Annotated in this window: 24 protein-coding genes; 16 read left to right on the top strand and 8 right to left on the bottom strand. The window is 44.1% G+C overall.

The window, feature by feature from the left end; all coding sequences use genetic code 11:
* Window positions 1–6: 6 nt before the first annotated feature.
* Window positions 7–255 carry a glutaredoxin family protein gene (locus tag LC1Nh_RS04185; protein WP_153550452.1) on the bottom strand — a complete coding sequence of 83 codons (249 nt, stop codon included), beginning with the start codon at window positions 253–255 and terminating at the stop codon, window positions 7–9.
* A 37-nt stretch (window positions 256–292) separates the two neighbouring features.
* On the bottom strand, window positions 293–637 hold the full coding sequence (locus LC1Nh_RS04180) for an ArsR family transcriptional regulator (protein ID WP_153550451.1): 345 nt from the start codon (window positions 635–637) through the stop codon (window positions 293–295).
* A 63-nt stretch (window positions 638–700) separates the two neighbouring features.
* Here LC1Nh_RS04180 and LC1Nh_RS04175 point away from each other — a divergent pair, with 63 nt between their 5' ends.
* From LC1Nh_RS04175 to LC1Nh_RS06185, 9 genes are all read left to right on the top strand, one after another.
* Window positions 701–1,768 carry an efflux RND transporter permease subunit gene (locus LC1Nh_RS04175; RefSeq protein ID WP_153550450.1) on the top strand — a complete coding sequence of 356 codons (1,068 nt, stop codon included), beginning with the start codon at window positions 701–703 and terminating at the stop codon, window positions 1,766–1,768.
* 58 nt (window positions 1,769–1,826) lie between these two features.
* On the top strand, window positions 1,827–2,885 hold the full coding sequence (locus LC1Nh_RS04170) for an MMPL family transporter (protein ID WP_153550449.1): 1,059 nt from the start codon (window positions 1,827–1,829) through the stop codon (window positions 2,883–2,885).
* An 11-nt stretch (window positions 2,886–2,896) separates the two neighbouring features.
* The gene (locus LC1Nh_RS04165) at window positions 2,897–4,189 is read left to right on the top strand and encodes a COG1361 S-layer family protein (RefSeq protein WP_153550448.1); all 1,293 of its coding nucleotides are present in this window, start codon (window positions 2,897–2,899) and stop codon (window positions 4,187–4,189) included.
* A 52-nt stretch (window positions 4,190–4,241) separates the two neighbouring features.
* A complete protein-coding gene (locus LC1Nh_RS04160) occupies window positions 4,242–4,427 on the top strand; it encodes a YgaP family membrane protein (protein WP_153550447.1) in 186 nt (61 codons plus the stop codon).
* Between the two features lie 95 nt (window positions 4,428–4,522).
* Window positions 4,523–4,777: an amphi-Trp domain-containing protein gene (locus LC1Nh_RS04155; RefSeq protein ID WP_217907014.1), complete on the top strand. Its 255-nt coding sequence runs from the start codon at window positions 4,523–4,525 to the stop codon at window positions 4,775–4,777.
* 188 nt (window positions 4,778–4,965) lie between these two features.
* Complete coding sequence (locus LC1Nh_RS04150; RefSeq protein WP_153550445.1) at window positions 4,966–5,259, top strand: winged helix-turn-helix domain-containing protein; 294 nt, start codon at window positions 4,966–4,968, stop codon at window positions 5,257–5,259.
* A complete protein-coding gene (locus LC1Nh_RS04145; RefSeq protein WP_153550444.1) occupies window positions 5,256–5,654 on the top strand; it encodes a DUF8036 family membrane protein in 399 nt (132 codons plus the stop codon). Before LC1Nh_RS04150 ends, LC1Nh_RS04145 begins: the two co-directional genes overlap by 4 nt.
* 41 nt (window positions 5,655–5,695) lie before the next feature.
* On the top strand, window positions 5,696–6,109 hold the full coding sequence (locus LC1Nh_RS04140; protein ID WP_153550443.1) for a hypothetical protein: 414 nt from the start codon (window positions 5,696–5,698) through the stop codon (window positions 6,107–6,109).
* Between the two features lie 55 nt (window positions 6,110–6,164).
* A complete protein-coding gene (locus tag LC1Nh_RS06185) occupies window positions 6,165–7,238 on the top strand; it encodes an alpha/beta hydrolase family protein (protein ID WP_256727618.1) in 1,074 nt (357 codons plus the stop codon).
* 129 nt (window positions 7,239–7,367) lie between these two features.
* Here the strand turns inward: LC1Nh_RS06185 and LC1Nh_RS04130 are convergent, their stop codons facing one another.
* The 3 genes from LC1Nh_RS04130 to LC1Nh_RS04120 are packed head-to-tail and all read right to left on the bottom strand — an operon-like array spanning window position 7,368 to window position 8,485.
* Complete coding sequence (locus tag LC1Nh_RS04130) at window positions 7,368–7,592, bottom strand: YgaP family membrane protein (RefSeq protein ID WP_153550442.1); 225 nt, start codon at window positions 7,590–7,592, stop codon at window positions 7,368–7,370.
* A 42-nt stretch (window positions 7,593–7,634) separates the two neighbouring features.
* Window positions 7,635–8,063 (bottom strand): OsmC family protein, encoded by a 429-nt coding sequence (locus LC1Nh_RS04125; protein ID WP_153550441.1) that lies wholly within the window; start codon window positions 8,061–8,063, stop codon window positions 7,635–7,637.
* Window positions 8,064–8,110: 47 nt separating this feature from the next.
* The gene (locus tag LC1Nh_RS04120; RefSeq protein ID WP_153550440.1) at window positions 8,111–8,485 is read right to left on the bottom strand and encodes a winged helix-turn-helix transcriptional regulator; all 375 of its coding nucleotides are present in this window, start codon (window positions 8,483–8,485) and stop codon (window positions 8,111–8,113) included.
* A gap of 152 nt (window positions 8,486–8,637) precedes the next feature.
* Between LC1Nh_RS04120 and LC1Nh_RS04115 the strand changes: the two genes are divergently transcribed.
* From LC1Nh_RS04115 to LC1Nh_RS04105, 3 genes are read left to right on the top strand one after another with little or no spacing between them, the layout of a single operon-like run.
* A complete protein-coding gene (locus LC1Nh_RS04115) occupies window positions 8,638–9,447 on the top strand; it encodes a thioredoxin domain-containing protein (protein ID WP_153550439.1) in 810 nt (269 codons plus the stop codon).
* Window positions 9,377–9,979 carry a hypothetical protein gene (locus tag LC1Nh_RS04110; RefSeq protein WP_153550438.1) on the top strand — a complete coding sequence of 201 codons (603 nt, stop codon included), beginning with the start codon at window positions 9,377–9,379 and terminating at the stop codon, window positions 9,977–9,979. Before LC1Nh_RS04115 ends, LC1Nh_RS04110 begins: the two co-directional genes overlap by 71 nt.
* Window positions 9,980–10,035: 56 nt before the next feature.
* Entirely contained in the window at window positions 10,036–10,467 is a 432-nt protein-coding gene (locus LC1Nh_RS04105; RefSeq protein WP_153550437.1) for an NUDIX hydrolase, read from the top strand.
* Here LC1Nh_RS04105 and LC1Nh_RS04100 read toward each other — a convergent pair whose 3' ends face one another.
* Window positions 10,468–11,730, bottom strand: coding sequence for a nucleotidyltransferase domain-containing protein (locus LC1Nh_RS04100; protein WP_153550436.1), 1,263 nt, complete (start codon window positions 11,728–11,730; stop codon window positions 10,468–10,470).
* A 61-nt stretch (window positions 11,731–11,791) separates the two neighbouring features.
* Here LC1Nh_RS04100 and LC1Nh_RS04095 point away from each other — a divergent pair, with 61 nt between their 5' ends.
* Window positions 11,792–12,394, top strand: coding sequence for a hypothetical protein (locus LC1Nh_RS04095; protein ID WP_153550435.1), 603 nt, complete (start codon window positions 11,792–11,794; stop codon window positions 12,392–12,394).
* On the opposite strand, the gene LC1Nh_RS04090 is transcribed toward LC1Nh_RS04095, so the two are convergent.
* Both LC1Nh_RS04090 and LC1Nh_RS04085 read right to left on the bottom strand, forming a co-directional pair.
* A complete protein-coding gene (locus LC1Nh_RS04090; protein WP_153550434.1) occupies window positions 12,395–15,112 on the bottom strand; it encodes a hypothetical protein in 2,718 nt (905 codons plus the stop codon). It lies immediately after the preceding gene.
* 8 nt (window positions 15,113–15,120) lie between these two features.
* On the bottom strand, window positions 15,121–16,785 hold the full coding sequence (locus tag LC1Nh_RS04085; protein WP_153550433.1) for a helix-turn-helix domain-containing protein: 1,665 nt from the start codon (window positions 16,783–16,785) through the stop codon (window positions 15,121–15,123).
* A gap of 89 nt (window positions 16,786–16,874) precedes the next feature.
* Here LC1Nh_RS04085 and LC1Nh_RS04080 point away from each other — a divergent pair, with 89 nt between their 5' ends.
* Genes LC1Nh_RS04080 through LC1Nh_RS04070 form a run of 3 tightly spaced genes read left to right on the top strand, consistent with a single transcriptional unit; the run spans window position 16,875 to window position 19,103 of the window.
* Window positions 16,875–17,345 carry a coiled-coil domain-containing protein gene (locus LC1Nh_RS04080; protein ID WP_153550432.1) on the top strand — a complete coding sequence of 157 codons (471 nt, stop codon included), beginning with the start codon at window positions 16,875–16,877 and terminating at the stop codon, window positions 17,343–17,345.
* A complete protein-coding gene (locus LC1Nh_RS04075) occupies window positions 17,335–18,078 on the top strand; it encodes a DUF7502 family protein (RefSeq protein WP_153550431.1) in 744 nt (247 codons plus the stop codon). Before LC1Nh_RS04080 ends, LC1Nh_RS04075 begins: the two co-directional genes overlap by 11 nt.
* Window positions 18,079–18,137: 59 nt before the next feature.
* Window positions 18,138–19,103, top strand: coding sequence for an AAA family ATPase (locus tag LC1Nh_RS04070; RefSeq protein ID WP_153550430.1), 966 nt, complete (start codon window positions 18,138–18,140; stop codon window positions 19,101–19,103).
* Window positions 19,104–19,113 lie beyond the last annotated feature (10 nt).

Below are 19,113 nucleotides of genomic sequence, written 5' to 3'. Positions count from 1 at the left end.
TCTCTTTTAGCTTTCTATCTCTTTTTGTATTGCTTTTTCTATTTTATCTGGTTGGAACCCTAAAACGGTTTCATCTCCTATAAATGTTTGAGGCACTCCTCTCTGACCAGTTCTCTGTATCATTCTTTTGGCTTGTTCCTTGTCCTCGCCTACATTATGTTCCTTGTAGCTGTGGTTGTTCTCGTCGAGCCATTTTTTAATTTTTGTGCAGTATGGGCAGGTTGGTGTTGTGAAGACTTCAATTTCTTCCGACATAGTTTGTGCGAGAGAGTTGAACTTTTATACATCTTTTCTATATTTTGTCAAGAACGCTGAGTTTTTCTTCTTCCCATTCTTTCATCCTCTTTCTTACCTTCTCCTTCATTTCCTCCTTGTCTGAAACAGAGTATACATAGTGCCTGCCCTTTCTCCCTTCCTCAACAATGCTTTCTCGCTCAACTAGTCCGGTAGCTCGCAGCTTAGAAAGGTATCTCTGTACAGTAGATCTGTCTTTATTCAGATCTTCTGCAATCTCGGATGCACGAGCCTCCTTTTCGCAAAGATAATACATAACCTCTGTCTCGGAAGTAGAAAGGTTGTATAGGACTTTTAGCAGTTCCTTGATTTCAGTAGGGCACTCCATACTATCTTGTTTCATAGCAAGATGTAAAATTCTTCTCTACAACCCTCATAAAAAGTTTGTGTAATAAAGTTGAACTAAATGCAACAGAAAAAATGGTTGGAAAAACTCACAGAGTTCCAGGAGAACCACGCCCTAGAGGTAGTCTTGTTTTTCATTTTCCTTTCAATGGCTATGATTCCTGGAATGGCGAGAGTTGAGACAATTGTTGCACTGGAAAACATGATGCCAGCCAGTTCAACACCGGTTGAGGGAGTCAATAACTTGAGAGCGGAAGGCATTGGTAAAGACTCTATCGCAGTAAAGATATCGACAGGAAACAAAGAGGATGGAGTTCAGAGTATCCACGAAAACAGTACAGCGGTCTATATCGAAGATCTTTCCAATGATATCAGAGATATCCACGGAGTTACTCAGGTGATGTCACCGTTACAGAGGGAAGGATTAGTAGATGAGAGAGATCAGAACGCCGTAATAACAGCTTATACCTATGTGGGAGATTCTGGAAATGAGATGGACAGAATATTCAAGGATATCGAAAATGAGGCTGAGTATAAGATGCCTGAAGGTGTCGAAACTGAGATTTCAGGTGTTCCAGCAGTACAGCAGAGATTATCCAGCATGGTTGAACGCGATAAAAATGTTACTACGATGATTTCACTTGGCTTAGTATTCTTGATCACTCTAGGTCTTTTTCAGGGTAGTTTCTCTTCCGCATTAATGCCTATAATAGTTGTCGCACTTTCAGTCATCTGGCTCTACGGAACAATGGGCTACTTGGGAATTCCGCTTTCAACGCTTGCTGGATCAGTTGCAGCGCTCGTAATAGGGATAGGAATCGACTACTCGGTTCATATACTCAATACTTACAGGTTCCACAGGAGAGACAACACTATCGGCGAAGCACTCTCTGAAGCAGTCGGTGAAACCGGAGTAGCAATCGTCGCAACATCTATAACCACAATCAGTGCTTTCATGGCATTTTTGTCAGGTGCGATGCCTGAGATGCATCGTTTCGGTTTAATAATGTCGATAGGAATCGGTTATGCTCTCTTGTTCAGTTTCTTCCTCCTTCCAAGTGTTTTCGTGCTTGAGGAGAAAATCATGAAGAAAATCCATGAATCAATCGACTGGAGGCACGACTTCTAGTGGCCGAAAACAAGTTTTCTGAGACGCAGGAAAACCTCTCAAGAGGTGAACTTTTCCGGTGATAATAGAGGAAATGGCTTCAAGACTGGTAGAATACCAGATAGAACAGCCCAAGAAAGTTCTAGTATTGATGGGAGTTCTCACTTTACTTGTTATTCCTGGAGCATTGAACTTGGAGGTCAAGCCAAGTACAGAGGCGATTCTGCCTGAAGATGATCCGACCGTTGAATCTCTGGATACTCTGCGTGCAAAGTTCTCAGGTGACACCACATACATCGTATTCGAATCAGATCAGGACATCAGGAATACCGAGCTGCTGGAGGAGATGAACAGGATTGAGAACCGGATTCAACGGAGTGAAAATGTTCATTCAACCGAGTCACCTGCCTCAATGCTCGTCCAGAAGTATGGTCAAATACCTGAGGACAAGGATAGATTAGACAGGTTTGATTACCGGAGCATGATCTCAGAAAACTACAGAACCGGAATTGTGGCTGTTAGGACTGATACTCAGGCGAATTCTGGTGAGATACAGAAACTCTACGACGACATCCATACAGCGGTACAGTCGGAGACCACTGAGGACTACTATTTAACCGGTTATAATATGATTGACTTGGCAACTTTCCAGGTCATTATATCTGATTTCATGATGATAACAGGGGTCTCGTTCGCAGCCGTCCTACTTGTTTTATTCGGCGTTTTCCGCGACGTTAAGAGGATGATGTTCCCGATTGTACCCGTCATGTTTGGTTTGATCTGGATGCTCGGACTTGGAGGTTATCTCGGCGCCAACCTGACTATAATCTCAATGGTTTCAGCAGCGATGATAATGGGGCTCGGTATCGACTTCGGCATCCACGTCACCAAGAAATACTTCAATACGGAGAGAGGGGCAGAAGGATTAAGCAAGACAATGGTGGAACTTTCAAGAGGACTGCTAGGAGGATCCACAACCACAGGAGTAGGATTCCTTGCATTACTAGCAGCAAACCTTACAGGTATGCACGCACTCGGAATCTTCCTCTTCACAGGAATCATCTCAGCCTACATAGGAGCTGTTTTCCTACTTCCAACCCTGATAATCATGATAGACGGCAAACAAACAGTCTCGTAAAAATTGATACTATGAAACGAAACAACACACACTCAACAGCTCTCAAAATTGCATTAACACTTTCAATTATTACAGTTTCAATCGGGGCAGCTTCATCAGCTCCAAAACTTGACGCAGTAAGCTTCGACCCAGGATTCATAACAGCCGGAGACAGAGTTAACATCTCAGCCAACATGCATGAGACAGATTATCCTGACAAGAACTGGGACGAGGATAAACACCTCAAAGTAGTTCTAAAACCAGATAATCGTTTAACTCGTGAATACATCACTATAGAGGATGACAGAGATGAATCTATAGGTTTCCTTTATCCAAACGGTGTCTGGAATCAGCGCTACCAGGTTAAAGTCGATTCAGGTGCTCCAACAGGAATGTATGACTTCGAATTACATATACAGTATCTGGAAAACGGCGAACCAATAGAGATTCAGACAGAAGACGGGGATTACAACTTTACGGTTATCCGGGATTTTTCGATGCCTGTAGATAATGAAGGAGTGGATCTATCCAGTAACGTCGTCTCGACACAGCCTTCAGTACCGAGGCGGGGAGATAACTACGTTGAGGCGCAGGTAAGATTCACGAACACCGGCAACAAGCCTGTAGAGGAGATTGATCTCAGGCCTTCAACTCCTGAAGGAATACAGCCCTCTTACTCCAGTGACGAAAAATTCTACATCAACAAGTTAATGGAGGGCGACTCAGCGGAGAAAACAATATCCTTCAACCTTGACGAAGATCTTGAGCCAGGTCTGCATACAGTTGATCTATCAGCGACCTATGAAGACGAATCAGGCAACAGCTACAGCGAAGGACTTAATATTCCACTCAGAGTCGAGGGGAGGCCGGACCTGGAGATTGTCAACTCCAGTATGGAGATGAAGGCAGGAGATACATCTCAGCTCAGAGTCAATGTCAGGAACACCGGTGAGCAGGATGCTGAGTCAGTTACGGCAAGAGTGATAGCTGAGAGAAGCCAACCATTCGGCTTAGAGGACCGATCTAATTATATCGGTGAGATCGAATCAGGTGAAACTTCAGAGGCAGTCATGAAGATCTCTGCTGATAGGAGCGCATCGCTGAAGAGGCATCAGCTTAAAGTTCAGTTCCGGGCAAACGGAGACAGCGAGGAAGGTGATCAATCAGTCTACACCTTTACAGAACAGACTGGAATAGAGCTGACGGGGAGAACACAGTCTCCACTTATCTACATCGGTGTCGCAGCTGCTTTTCTTGTACTGGCTGCTATAGTTTACCGTTACAGATCCGGAAGATCTCAGAAATCAGTGGAAGGAGGTGATTAACAGTGAATGCACTTTGCTTTCACTTCGCAGAAATCTCCGGAGGTGATTTCGAGTGAAGAAAAAACAGTTTGTGCGCAGGTTTGCGGGATCCGTGATAACAGCAGCTTTCCTGGCAGGATGGTTTATCCACGAGTACTTCTACCTGGTAACCCTGTTCGCAGGTCTGAATCTTCTGCAAAGTTCTTTCACAGGGTTCTGCCCGCCGGAGAAATTCTATGACAGATTTCTTTCAGGATGAAATCTCTCTTAATAGAATCTTTTTCTTCTTTCTTATTCAGAAAGTTGATATCTTCAAACGAAAGAGATAATACATTTCAGGCTCCATTATCTACTATGTCACGAAAACTTCTACGCACGGAAAGTATGATGAGCAGAGAGGATGCAGCCCAGAAACTTCATGATCTGGCTGATAAAATTGGAGACGGCAAGGTTGAGCTCAAGGCTGGACAGGACAGCATAGAGTTAACACCGTCCGACCAGGTAGAGTTCGAGATCGAAGTCGAGGAAGAAAAAGATGGCGATCTGTCGATCGAGATGGAAGTAGAATGGTCTGAAGAAAGTCAGGGAGAAGATCTGGAGATAAATTAAATCACTGATTTTTATCTGCTGTTTTTCCCTTTCTTAATTGAAATTATTAGTGGATCAGGGTGGATGCTGAATTTGGGTGTTATTTGGGTTGTTGTGTTATAAGAGATCTTCGGCAATTCCTTTTTGGGTTTTCCAAAATCTGAGAAGTTAAATGGGATTATTGTAGTTTTGATGATAGCGGTTGGAAAATGGATAATTTCAAGAAAGCACTTTGGTGGCTTATCGCAGGGAGTAGAGGAGGAGATAACAGGTTGAGGATTATAATGTTTCTCCGGGATAGCCCGAGTAATGCCAACCAGCTTTCAGAAGTGCTTGATCTTGATTACAAGACGGTAGAGCATCATTTGGAGAAGCTTCAGGACAGCGAGGTTATAGAGACGATGAGAGAAGGCTACGGTAAAAACTATTTTTTGACAGATAAAACGCAGAAATACATGGATGAAATAGAAAGAATCGCAGAACAATCAGGTGTAGAGAAATGAAGCCAGAAAACGAGCTAAAAACAATAATCGTCGGAAGCCTAATATTTGGAGCAGCCACAGCAATACTTGCCAACAACCTGATGACTTTCTTCGGCCACAGAAGAATATTCGAAAACATCATACTCGCCAAAGTCTTCTTCACATCAGCAAACATCGTCCTCCTGTCAGCACTCTCCATCAACTACTACAAACTCTACAAACAGATGGGAACAGACATGGGCAGAAGCCTCACAATCTTCAGCCTTGCACTCCTGATGTATGCCACAGCATCCAGCCCGCTGGTACAGACACTCTTCGGCATCAAAGGAGGCCTCGGACTCGGAGTATTCGCCTACCTACCAGACATGTTTGTGACAGTGGCCTCTGGTGTTATTCTCTACGAAACCTATCAGTAAACCGTACACCATCTAAAAAGACGGTGTACTTTTGAATTAAGATGGGAAAATCTATTCACATGTATGAAGAGAAAGAAAAATTACTGAGGAAAATAGTAAATCATGAACACTTTGACCCATACGAACATATAGAAGAACTCAAAGAACTTGACAGAGCTGGCTATATTGACGCAGAAATCAAAAATGATGATGTGTCGCGAAGAACCACATTCATAACGGATGTCGATGAAACCAAACTTAGAAATTTAGATCAATATGACTTAGAAAGAGGCTTAATTAAACCTGAACCGGAAGGAGATGAATACATCTTAAAGTTAGATGGTAAAAATAAGAAAAGTACTTTTTCCCTTATTCAGAACTTTAATATCACCGGAATAAGTATTGCATTCGAATCTTTGATAGATCCGTTTAAAGAGTTATTTAAACATTTAAAGAAAACTTTAAGCTCTGATTGAATTTGGGTGTTAGTTGGGAGAGGAGGGTTTAAATCCCTGTGAACTGTTTCTGGGTATGAAAGAGAACTATTTCAATAAGTTGAAGGACGAGTCTACTAAAATCGTGTTAACGGTCTTTTTCCTGTCTATTGTGTCGGTCGCGGCTTTGATGGCTTTACAGGCCTCAGGTGATGGTTCGACGGAGAGTAGCGTTGAAGAGGTGTTTTTTGTCGGTGGTGAAGGCCCTCAGGAGCGTGCGGAAGTGTATAAGTTCAGTGATTCGGAAGGCGGCGATCCTGTCGTGATGGTTCCGGGTCTAGGCCTTGACGAGTATATTTACACGGATACTCCGGATGATAGAGATGGCTGGGCTCAGATATTCGATGAGAAAGGGTACACTTCTTATGTTTACAATCCGCCGAACATCGTCGACTCGAATGAGACAGTGGATGATTCAGTAAGTACATCTCAGTGGAGTCTTGGTCGTGCGTGGAGCAAGTGGGGCTTCGGACCACAACAGGGAGAAGCTTACGACGACAGCAAGTATCCTGTCAGCCAGATTCAGGAACTTGAGGATAACTTCCCGCAGTACACATCGACCCGTTCAGGACAGGGAGGAGCTTCAGGTCAGTCTAGTAGAACTGAAGGTCAAGGTGGGCAGTTCGATGGAAACCTCTCAGGACAGAGTCAACAGTCAGGAAGAAGCAGTCAAGGTTCAGCTCAGGGAGGCATGAGCTTCGGCTCGGAGGCCTCCACAGAAGCACTGATCGATCTACTTGAAAGAACCGGTCCTGCAACAGTAATCGTTCACTCGGCGGAAGGAGCCACAGGTTTCGAGGTAGCAAGGCAGAGGCCTGAGCTTATTGAGACCTTAGTCGCTGTTGAACCTGTTGGATGTCCTGAAACAGAAAGCCAGGTGTTCAGCGGCACGGAGTTCGTCGCAGTCTACGGCGACTACGTCCAAGAAAGAGGACAGACAGGTAGAAAACAGGCATGTGAAACAACCATCGACCTCATCAACGAGAACGGTGGAGAAGCAGAGATGATCTCACTACCAGACATGGGCATAGAAGGCAACTCACACCTGTTGATGCAGGGAGAAAACAATCAGGAGATAGCAGAGAAGGTTATGAGTGAAGTTCAGAGTTAATAAATTCTATTTTCTTTTTCCCTCTTTTTTGAAAATCCCAAATCCTCAGCTTGCTAAAAGATACAATTAGCACTTAATCGCTTGGGACACGCTACTCAGAAATTTTAGAAAAGAAAAAGTGAGAAAATTTTATTCTCTAGTGTCCATGCCTAATACGGAGTAGAGTCCACATTTGCTTGTGAATCCTGTTGCCAGCAGTGCGATCGCTACAACTCCCAGGATTGGTGATGCAATCTCGGGTAGTGTCAGACTGGAAGGCAGTACATCAGCCAGTATTCCAAGCGATAGTAGCCCTGCTACTGCTCCTAGTGTGATGCGGACGATGCTGTCAGTGTCTCCCACGTTTTCTTCCATATTACTGGTTATGGGTTCTTTACGTAAATATCTGTCGGGGTTTCAGGTGTTTATGTTGAGTTCTACCGGTGTTTCGTGGTTGATGTTGTCTCTGACAGGGCATCTTTTCTCTGCTTCTTCGAAGATTTCTCTCAGTGTTTCGTCGTCGGTGTCAGCTTCTGCCTTTATGTTGAGTTCGATTTCCTGGAAGCCTGCTCTTTCATCTGTTTCCTTTCCCTGGAATTTTGCTGGATTGAGTTCTCCGGAGGCATCTATCTCAAGTGATTCAAGTTCAACCCCTTTCTCTTTTGCGACCAGATGCGCTACAACGTTGAGACAGCCTGTAAGTGCTCCGAGTTCATACTCTACAGGATTTGGAGCGGAACCGGTTCCACCTTCTGCCTCTGGTTCGTCTATCTCAAAACTGTATCCTCTGACATTTACTTCTACCTTTGTCTGGTTCTTTGATTCTGCGTGTACTTTGGACTTCATTTTATCACAGTAGAAAATTTTGAAATGCGGGGGTTTATAGCTGGTCTTTATTTCACCCATGCTTCATCTTTATTTCCTTCTCTTAGGTTGTCTTGTCCCCAGGAGATCATTTCTTCAACGAGAGGGATCAGTTTTTCTCCGAACTCTGTTAGGTCATATGTGATCTTCACAGGCTTGTCGTCCTCTACATTTCTGTTGATTATGCCTTGTTCCTCCATTCTGTCCAGGTTGTTGCTTAGGGTCTTGTTGGTTATGCCACCCACTTCTTTCTTTATCTCTGAGAAGCGAATTTCTTCGTTATCATGAATGTGGTATGTGATGACAGGAACCCACTTGTGACCGAGAATCTTTGAAGTAGATTTCAACGCACACCACTCCTCACTTTTACACCAGACAGGGATACTGCCCTGTTTTTTAGACATGCCGTATCGACCTCGAAACCATGTATCACTAAGTCCACTTGACCCTTTAATATCCTTTGTAAACCTTGTATCAATATGAAACCAGAATTCTTGTCAGAAAATATGAGTTCAGATAGTAAATCAGCATACTCAAAAATTAGAGAGGGTCCAGAATGACTGAAGAAGGTTTAACACTTGAATTTACTGCAAAGCAGGCTGCGATTTTCTCTCTCGCAGCAGGTCTTGTAGTTGGCGGTCTAGGAGGGTTCGCTGCAGGAACAATGGCGGCACCTAACCAAGATAAGACTGGGACTGAGAACTTAGATCCTAACCCTGGTGATGAGGCAGAAGCTTCAACCGGTCAGACTCCAGAGGAAACATTCCGTCAAATCTCCAACGATCTAGAGCTCGATACGGATAAGGTGATGCAGTGTTACCAGGAATCAGATAACGAGGAAGCCTTGGAAGATAGAAATACTGCAGCTCAAAAATTGGGCGGCTTTGGAACTCCAACATTCTTCGTAGGGAACCAGGAGAAAGGTTTCGTCAAGATTACGGGTGCACAGCCGCTTTCAAGATTTGAACAAGCATTCAAAACAGTCAGAAGCGATAGTCCCGGAAATTTGACAACTTTAGATGGAATTGAGCTTGAAGGCGAGCCGAGCAAAGGCGATGAGAACGCATCGATCAAAGTCGTAGAATACAACGAGTTTGGTTGTCCGTTCTGCGCTGAATGGCAGGGAATAGATGCCTCAGGCAGAACTCCTATCGACAAGATGAACATCGCAAGTAATCTTGAAAGCCAGTACATTGACACTGGCGAAGTAGAGTTCATCTCGAAGGACTATCCTGTCCCACAATTACATCCGAACGGACCTATGGCTCACCAGGCAGCGAACTGTGTATATGAGCATGAGCAGGATAGTTATTGGGATTTCCATGACGAACTCTTTGAAAGAAGAGATCAATGGATGGCAGGATAAGATGGCAATCCAAGTAAAAGTGAATCCGCAGGCATGGAAGAGAGGTCTTTCACAGGGTCTCAAGGGCTCTGTTTCAAATAGGAAGAGGGCTCTAGGTACTGCAGCGGTATCGCTCTCAACCTTTCTCCTCACTATTTTCTCTGCTAATCCTGGTTACTCGCTCCAGATGCTGTCTTCAGGTATGCAGTACTGGAGTATAGCATTTACAACTCGCTTAACTGGTATGATAATGAATGCGGGTTATACAGGTCTTCTACTTACAGCAGGGTTTTCAATGCTTGTAGGAGTGACGATGACCAATACGGTCGTTCAGCTCAGAATGAATAGAATCAACCTAAGCTCTCTGGGCGCCCTTCCAGGATTTCTTGCAGGAGGATGTGCTTCTTGTGGTGTTGGGGTACTCTCGCTCCTCGGTTTTGGCGGAGTACTAGCATCAATGCCGTTTGCGGGGAACAGTCTGAGGCTTGGAGGGGTTTTACTGCTTGTAGCCCTCATAATAAGAACAGGAAACCCTGACGCCTGCAAAATTTAAACAAAACTTTTCTCACTATCCATTTTTTTAATTCAGCCTTCCTCAGCAATATGTGTATGAATTTCGGTTCCTTCATCAAATCTTACCCTGAGAAATATCTAGGGAAACTGTTTTCGAAGATTTTTTGGCCTCCACCAACTGTTGCAGTACTGGCTCATGGTGAAAACGATGATGTTCTTGCTTTAGAATTGGATGGAAGTTACCGTCTTCCAGGAGGCTTCATGGACGAAGATGAGGATTTGAAAGAAGCAGCCAGAAGAGAAGTTAAGGAGGAAACCGGTTTCGAAGTAGAGATTACACAATTACTGGATGTTGAACAGAACGGAAGCGGAGGACCGGAAATATTCTTTGAAGCAGAAGTAGTTAGAGGAGATAAAGATGGGTCTTGGGAAGGAAAACCTGAATTCATCGATAAAGAAGAGATTAAAGAAAAAGTGTGGGAATTAAAACACTCACATATCCATGAGTATCTTTTCCCAGATGACTAGTTACTTTTCTTCCTCCTCAGAGTCTTCTTCACTTTCTACTTCTTTCTCAGCTTTTTCCTGAAGGTTTGGAACCATTTCCTCTGTGTCTGCTGCTTTGGCGACTGAGGTGGTGTCCATGTCTGGTGCCATCTTCTCTGCTTCCTCCGTCTTCTCTTCCTTCATTTCTTGGTACTCTTTGCCTACTTTCTTGACGAATTCTCTGGTTTCGTTCTTGAGCTCGTAGATTTCTTTGTCTTCTAGGTCGTCCATCTCTTTCTCCTTGACTTTTTCAACTACTTTCTCCCATCTGTCGAACATTTCCAGGTGTTCTTCGTCGACATCAAGGTTCTGCTCTACTACCTGTGGGAGGTCGTCCTTGTCTTCCGGTGGTTCGACATCTTGTGCTCTGAGTGCTGCGACATTGGCCTTGAGGAACTTCTTGTAGTCGTCGACCAGTCCTCTGACCTTCTTCTTTGCACCCATCTGAGAGACCAGCTTGTGCATTCTTCGGACATAGTCGTCTGTCTTCTCCATCATCTCATCTAGTTCTTCACCAGTCACTTCCTCAGGATTTTTCTCACCTTTGTCACCGAAGTCGTAGATTTCCTGAGCCATGTCAACATACTCCTGCTCAAGCATATCCTGCTCTACAAACATTTCCTCAAGCTTCTCTGGAACTTTCTCCTTTGGAGGAGGATTTGCTCCTGAAAGCATGATTGGTGCCTGACCGGCGTTAGCCATTGCCTGTTCGAGTTTGTGAGGAAGTGAAGACTTCATCGTTTTCTCTGCTTTCTTGTATCCTGCTGCACCAAGTTTCAATCTTTTCTTGACTGATTCCTGTGTTCCACTGATCTTTCCTCTTTCCAGCAGTCTTTTAGCTGGCATAAAGATCCCTGTGTCGTATACCGGGCTGCCGTTACGCACGGCTTCGATAGCTAGAGGTTCTCCTTTCCTAAGTGAGTCCCAGAACTCGGTAAGGAACGGGAAGTACTGGATAGTAATTCTATCATCTGTTTCCTTAGCAAGGTCTGTAACCTTTTTCCTAATCTTCTTTTTAGCATCTTCAGGAACATCTTTCTGTAATTTAGTATCATCTAAAACAACAAGTGTATCGATATCTGAGTCGTGTCCGTGCTCTCCTTTGGCAACGCTCCCCCAGACGGCTACTACTTTCACTTTGTCGCCGAGTTTATCTAGTAGTTTGTCTGAGAACTCTTGTGCAGAATCCATCCTTCTTTCCTGGGACTTTTCACGCATTTCTTTCATTTTATCCTTAGAACTCATGCTATCACAATTCCATGTTAAGACCGCATCCTTTTATACTTTACTAAATATTTGTTACTTTGTGGTAAACAATAATTTTCGTGGTTGGGTGAAGGAGGAGTTGGGTAGAAGTATTCAGCCTTATTCTGAAGAAATGTCGCGGCAAGATGCTCTAGATACAGCCAGTTACTTTTTCGATGATTTTGAAGATGCTGATCAGTTAATGTTCCATGCAGGGAAGAGTGAAGCCGAGAACAGTGAGAGATTAGAGCTGGCGGAACAGACAGCTTTCCTGATGTACTCTGCAGGTCACAACCCTCAAATTTACGCACATGAATATCATGAAGACTTGATAGAAGAATCTGAAGTACTGCATAAAGATATAGTTAACTTCGTAGATCCAGAAACAACCGCTCAGGAGATGCACAAGATGTTGGAGGATGATCCAAATGCTAAGAGAGTTTACGCTACAAATGAATACCATGTAGATGGAGTTGAACAAATAGCACAAAAACTAGATGACAATAATTATCTCGTTCTAGGCTATGGAGACGAACCGGAGATGCGGCTAGGAGAAGCAGCCAGGATGACAAGAAATGGACTATTTACTCCAAGATACAACGGCGAAGACAGGATTGAAAAAATAGGCAAGAAAGCTCTCAAATACATAAAATCCAAGTTCTGACTACTGATATTCTTCGCCTTGCCATTCTTGAGGTCTGTTCTGTCCTTGGTCAACAGCTGCCTTACTTGAGAAAGTGTAATCGAATTCTTCGGCTTCTAACAGTCCTTTCAGTGGGTCGAAGGCGTGTTCCTCGATTTTTGCCCATTCGCGGCTGTAGTTGGCTTGCTCCATTCCGAAGAATCGGGCGATCATAGCTTCTCTCTCGTCTTCTGGTTCTTCTCCTGGTGTTACATTGCTTGGGTCCAGTTCTTCAGGTGTTACACCTATTTCAATTAGGTTCATTGTAAGCCGCATCATGTAGCTGGACTCTGCTTTATGCTCCGCTAGCTCAAACAGTATCGTGGACGGCTCGTTCTCATTCCGGGTAAAACCGTTGTCCACAAACCTGTAAAGCCATTTATACAGTAGTTCATTGCCTCTTTCAAAAGCTCCGTGGTGCGTACCTCTCTGACCTTCAACACCTGGATCCATCAAGTGCATCTGCCGCAGAATATTTGCTACAGGTTTCTCAGAGTCAATATCCAGCGCCCAGTCAGAATCAGCCAGGTACTCCTCCATCTCGAAAAATCTCTCCATCTCATCCAAAGGCGGAGCACCCAGAGAAGCAACATGCTCCATATCAATCGTAAACTTAGCAGGACGCCCATCAATCTCATCATTCAACTCCTCCAAACCGCCCAACTCACCATTCTCCTCAAACATCCTTCTAGTAGTCAAATTAATCGCATGAGCAGCAACAGCAATATCCTTCGGACGCCACACCTTAAACCGCATCTGAGGACTACCAGCCATAGTCTCCAAATTCACACCAATACCAAAACGATTCATCCACTCAACCCAAGTCCAACCCTCATTCTGAACTTCCTCAACCTCATCATCACTCAAACCAAAGTCACGACCCTTCAAATCAAACTTAGCCTTCCTCTGAGTAAAATGAGCCCAACAATAACAAGCACCAACAGCCGCAGCCACATCACGCTGGAACTCAGGATTATCCTCTAATAAATCCAAGTAATGGTACACATCCTCCTTATCATCATCGTCTTTATCCTCATAAACACCGTTACGAGGATTTTCTAAATCTAAATTGACATCATCCCTATCACCCCATCTTTCCTCCACAATACTCTCCCAAATAAATCGAGGAGCATCCCAACCCTCATGATCATCATTCTCAACCTCATCTGAAGAAGACATCCAAGCCGGAATAATCAAATAAAAAATAATCGACTCCTTCCACATCTCACGCTGAAACTGTTGGCCCTGTAAAATACGCTCGAGGAGATCCTCGTGCATATCTTCCTCATCCATGTCTTCCCGGTCGCTTGCATCGAATTTGCTTAAGTCTTTTCCCGCAAAGACCGTAGCAGCCTCTTCTTCAATATTGTATTCATTTTTTCCAATTTTGTAAGCATTCTCTAATAATCTGATTTGTTGGATTTCTAAATGGCTCTGTAGACCGCTCCATTTTGCATCTTGAGACATGTATTGATCTTCGGGATCCGGACTCTTTCCATCCCATAGCTTATCGAAGGCGGTTCCTATAGCATTTAATGTTGAGTCTCGGACTTGCTTGATATCTACCTTAGAGGCTACATCTTGTCTGAACCTTTCTCTATATTCCTCTGGAATTTGATTAAAAGGCGCTAAATCATCTATCGATAGACTTTCTATTTGATAAAGTACATTGTCCATTCTCTGTAATGGTGGGGGACTTTCTTCCGCTCTCGCATATCTTTGAGTGAGTAGTTGCTTCAAACTGGTAATTTCTTCCTGAATAACTCCATTATAAGTTGTTGGATTTCCTTGATCGTCTCTTTCTATATCTGGAGCGAGTATAGGAAATGCAACTTCTAGCTCTATCTCTTGGTCAAGTATTTCTAGCCACTTCCTTCCAACTCCTTGATCCTGTCTTCTTCCTGTTAATATAGTTCCCAACTTGTCAGAGATATCGTCTGCTTCATCATGGAAAAGTTGCTTTGCTGCCTCATGTTGAGATTTTCTCCACTTGATATCGAATGTATCTGAATATGTAGAGAAGCTTTGATATTGTTGGAAAGGATAGTTAGATATTTCTAAAAAAAGCGTGTGGTATAATTTTCTGAGGAATTCAGGGTTTTTGTAGATGTTTTCTCCTCTGTAGTTTCTTTTTTTGATGCTGTCTTCGTCGTATTTGTTTATTTCGTATCCGAATGGGTCTAGTCCTACGTCGTTGGCCATTCTTTCTTCGAGTGCTGGCATAGGTGAGGTGGAGATGTGTGGGTTCATTCGACCGATGTTGAAGAGTGGTTCGTCGTCTTTGCCCATTTTTTCGACGTGTTTTTTGAATTGTGCTAGTTCTTGGAGGTAGTTTGTGAAGTATTGTTCGGTTGTGTCGTATCCGTATTCTTCTCCTCGGGCGCTTTTTTCTGCTGTGCAGAATCCTGCGTTCATGTCTGGGTGTGTTGTTATGTCGAGTCCTAGTTGGTGGATTGTGGAGATCATGGAGTCTCTTTCTAGTGTGAATGTGGCGGGGTTGGTGATTTGGAGTTCCATGACGCTGCCGCCTACTTGTGCTGCGTAGCCGATTCTCTGGTCCATGGGTGTCGGTACTTCTCCCACATCCATCGCAGAAGAGTTGCCGATCAGGTAGTTCATGTCGGGGAAGCCTTTCTCTTTGTCTTCTTCGTCGTCTCCGCCGAATTTCTCTTTCATCCGTTCTAGTATGAAGTTTGCCATTTTATCGCCTATTTCATTGTGTACATTCCGAAGTCTAGTTTCAATCCCCAGTAGTAGTTGTACCGTAGTTCTGTGGTGAAGTCGTCGAGAGGTTTACAGCCGGAAGGTATTTTGAATTCGTCGGTTTGGCCTGTGAATTCTCTTAGGGTTTTGGAGAAGCCTTCGTACATGTCATCATCGTTGTCGCTGTCTTGATTGTCTGGATGGAGTTCTATATCTAGTATCTCATCGATTTTTTTGAGGTATTTGTCGTTTATTGCTTCTGTGGCTGTTTCTAGTCCGTCTTCCACTCTTCTGATGTCTGATGAGAGCTGTATTGGTGCTTTTTCATCGTCGTCGAGTTTTTCTCCTACTTTTTCTCTCAGTTCTCGGACTGACATTTCTTCGTCGTTTCTGGCTTCCTTCAGTTTATCGCCTTCTTTAGTTTCGAATTTGCCGGTGTAGTCGTCCATCATGTCTTCAACCAGTTTTTCATGCTTATCGATCTTAGGTTGTACGAAGTTGTCGAAGACGTGTTTGCATGTGAAGAAGGGGTACCACATTACTATTCCGGCTGATGGTCCTTCTGCAGGTGTTTGTGGCTGTGAGAATCCTGCGATGTTGGCGTGGATGGTTTTAATCATCATTACGCGGTAGTGCGTTGGTTCTTCGTCTAGTTCGTCTGCTATCATCATTTCTCCTTCGTGCAGCCGCATTCCTTTGTGGACGATCCAGTCTATGGTTCGGAACATTGTGGAATTGCCGCGGATATTCAGATTTGAGGTTAATTGGGCTTGGTCGTCGCCCATCCTGTTTATCATCGCGGCGTCCCGTACATAGGGCTCCAACCATTCCTCTGTTTCTTCGATGGATCGCTGAATGTTCTTCATCTGTCCTTTCAGATCGTTCAATTTTCTTTCGACTTCGGAGCCGTAGAGGTCTTTCCATTTTTCGTACATCTTCCATTTCTTCTTCAGCACGGCTTTCTCGTTTGTAGGTATGTCCGCCAGGGGACCATCCTCTAGATCGTCTTCGTCCTTGTCATCGTATCTTTTGGCTCGCTGCTCTGCAGTTTCTAGGTCCTCAACGCCTTCCATCTCGTTGAAGTCTGCTACTATGGAGGGATAGATGTTCTGGTCTCTGTAAGCTTTCAAACTCATCTGATCACCGCCCTGCCGCGGACTTTGTCCTGCTCCATCGACCAGTTCGATGAAGTCTCCTTTCAAAAGTACTTCGTCATGTGAATTGATGGCTTCTACTCGAGACCTCAGTTTTCTGATATCGTGTTGAAGCATGTGCTTCTGTTTCTCCAGTTGTTGGTAGCTCTGCATCGTCTGCTTAATATTGTTTTCCGCCTGTTGTTTTCTCTCCATGAACTGGGCGTGCATCTGGCTCTGAGGGGAGATATGGATTGATTCGGAAATCTTGTTTATTTCGTAATCTAGGCTTGAGTCTAGTTCATCGACGGCTACCCACATTCCTGTGTAAGCTGTTCCCTGATCGCTTGAACGGAACTTCAAGTATTTCCACCGGTTCAGCATACTCATCAGGGATTCGCCTTCGCCAAAATCGTCCAAGTGCTGAACTTCGCCGTTCTCTATCTTCTTCTGCAGATCATCGTTGCTACCTTCTTCCCAAGCCTTGAAGACATGTCCGAACTTGCAGGTTTTTCCGGGTTTGCCACCGTGGCTCATCAAGTAGTGATTGGTTTAGGTTTTACTTAAAATTGGGACTCTTCTGCATAAACGGTTAAAACCCTGGCAATACAATTTTTTGTTTAGTAATGGCTCAACCACTTTTGAAACGACGGCTGAACCCGCTGCTCCTGATCTCTACCGTAGCTGCTCTTTCGCTTTTGGCGGGTGTTGCAGTTTTATCTCAGGATCAAATCAGCGATAAACAGAACAGGATCAGCGAACTCAAGGAAGAGAGAAACAGTTTGGATACTGAAGTAACTCGGTTGGATGCCCGTGTTTCCAACATGTCTGTTAAGCTTCGTGAGTATGAGGGAGATTTAGGTGAGTTGAGGGCTGAGAAACAGAACTTGAGTGATACTGTTGATGAGAAAAATGATAGGATTTCTGAGTTGGAGAGTGAGGTTGAGAATGCTCGGGAAAGCAGGGATTTAGAGGATACTCTAAATGATATTAACTCTTCTATGAGTGTTGTATGTGCGGAGAGCTCTGGAGGTTCTGGAGCAGAGCATAACTGTAATCGATGGGGTCATGAGGTAGGAACAAGCAATGAGGGTTGAGAAACTGCTTAAGCGGCTTCGAAGAGAATTTATCAAGGTCAATCTTATCCAGGCTTTCCTGGACTCGTTAACAGCCTTTCTAGCTGTAAACCTTGTCCTGTTTATTTTGAATATTACTCTTGTCAGTGATTTTCTACATTACCGGATCTTAGCAGCCTCAGCTTTCATCTTTCTCTTGGCTGATTGGGTTTATCGTTCTCGGAAGTATAGGTTGGAGATTTATGAGGAGGAGAATCCTCAGCTCCGTGAGATTTTGAGGACTGCGCGGGATAATTTGGATAGTCAGAATGTTGTTTCTCAGGCGATGTTTGATGATTTGATGCAGAGGGCGAGGAGTGTTACTTCTGAGAGTATTATTCCGGGGGCCGAGATTATTAAGAAGATTGTTTTGATAGGTGTTTTGAGTTTTTTGACTGCTTTGTCTGGTTTAACTGATTTTCAGCCTGTGCAGGAGAGTAGGGAGGTTTTCTCTCAGTTGCAGCCTGAGGATATACTTAATCCTGAGCCTGAGCAGTTGAAGAATGGGTCTGAGATTTATGGTGAGGCTAAGGATATTCAGGGCTCTGCTACTGATCTTGAGATAAATGTTACTGGCGATGCTAGTGGAGGTTCTGACGGTTCTGGTGGTTCCGGGGCTTCTGAGGATTTTGTTTTCCGGTCTTCTGATCCTAGTATGCCGGAGGATGTTGAGTTGGCGAGAAGGTATAGCCTGGCTATCAGGGACTCGGGTTAAAGTTTAGTTGCAGCGTTGTAGTATAGAATTTAAATTCTATCGTGGTCTAGTAATTTTCTATGAAAGTAAGCAGTATGGATGAATCCGGCAAGTACGATAAAGCGAATGAACGCCTTGCGCAGGTCAAGGAAGAAGTAGGAAAGGTAATGGTCGGTCAGGAAGATGTTATAGAGCAGGTCCTGATATCCATACTTTGCGATGGGAACATACTTCTCGAGTCAAACCCGGGAATGGGTAAGACAAAGATGATAAGCACTATATCAAAAGTTTTAGGTCTGGAGTTCTCCCGTATACAGAATACGCCGGATCTGATGCCGTCCGATATCACAGGTACGCATATAGTCGATGAATCGGCAGATACAACTGACTTCGTATTCCAAAAAGGACCTATTTTCGCTAACATGATTTTAGCGGATGAGATTAACCGTGCTACTCCTAAAACGCAGTCCGCATTACTTGAGGCGATGCAGGAGAAGCAGGTAACTGTAGGCAACAATTCTTACAGCCTGGATGACCCGTTCTTCCTTATGGCTACGCAGAACCCGATTGAACAGGAAGGAACATATCCATTGCCGGAAGCACAGAGAGACCGTTTCATGATGAAGGTTGAACTAGATTATCCAAGCCTCGAGGAAGAGAACAAAATCGTAGACCGGTTTACCTCTGAGCTGGACTTTGAGCCAGAGCTTGAGAATGTTATCAGTCGCTCTTCTCTGATCCGTTTGCAAGAGTTCACTAGAAAAGTTCCTATAGCGAATGATCTCAGGGAAAAAGCCGTAAACATCGCCTCTGCCACTCGTGAAAAGGAGGAACTGGATTATGGTGCTTCTCCAAGAGCCTCGATGAACATCGTACTGGCATCGAAGGCTCGTGCATTGATCGAAGGAAGAAATCATGTCTCAGAGAAAGATATTAAGGAAGTAGCTAAACCAGTCCTACGCCACAGGATTGGATTAAGTTTCCAGGCAGAGAAGCAGGGGATGAATGAGGACAAAATTATAGATCAAATAATCGAACAACAATGACGAAGACAAG

The sequence above is a fragment of the Candidatus Nanohalobium constans genome (assembly GCF_009617975.1).
In the GTDB taxonomy this organism is placed as follows: Archaea; Nanohalarchaeota; Nanosalinia; order Nanosalinales; family Nanosalinaceae; genus Nanohalobium; species Nanohalobium constans.
This window is presented reverse-complemented; position numbering and strand designations above follow the sequence as displayed.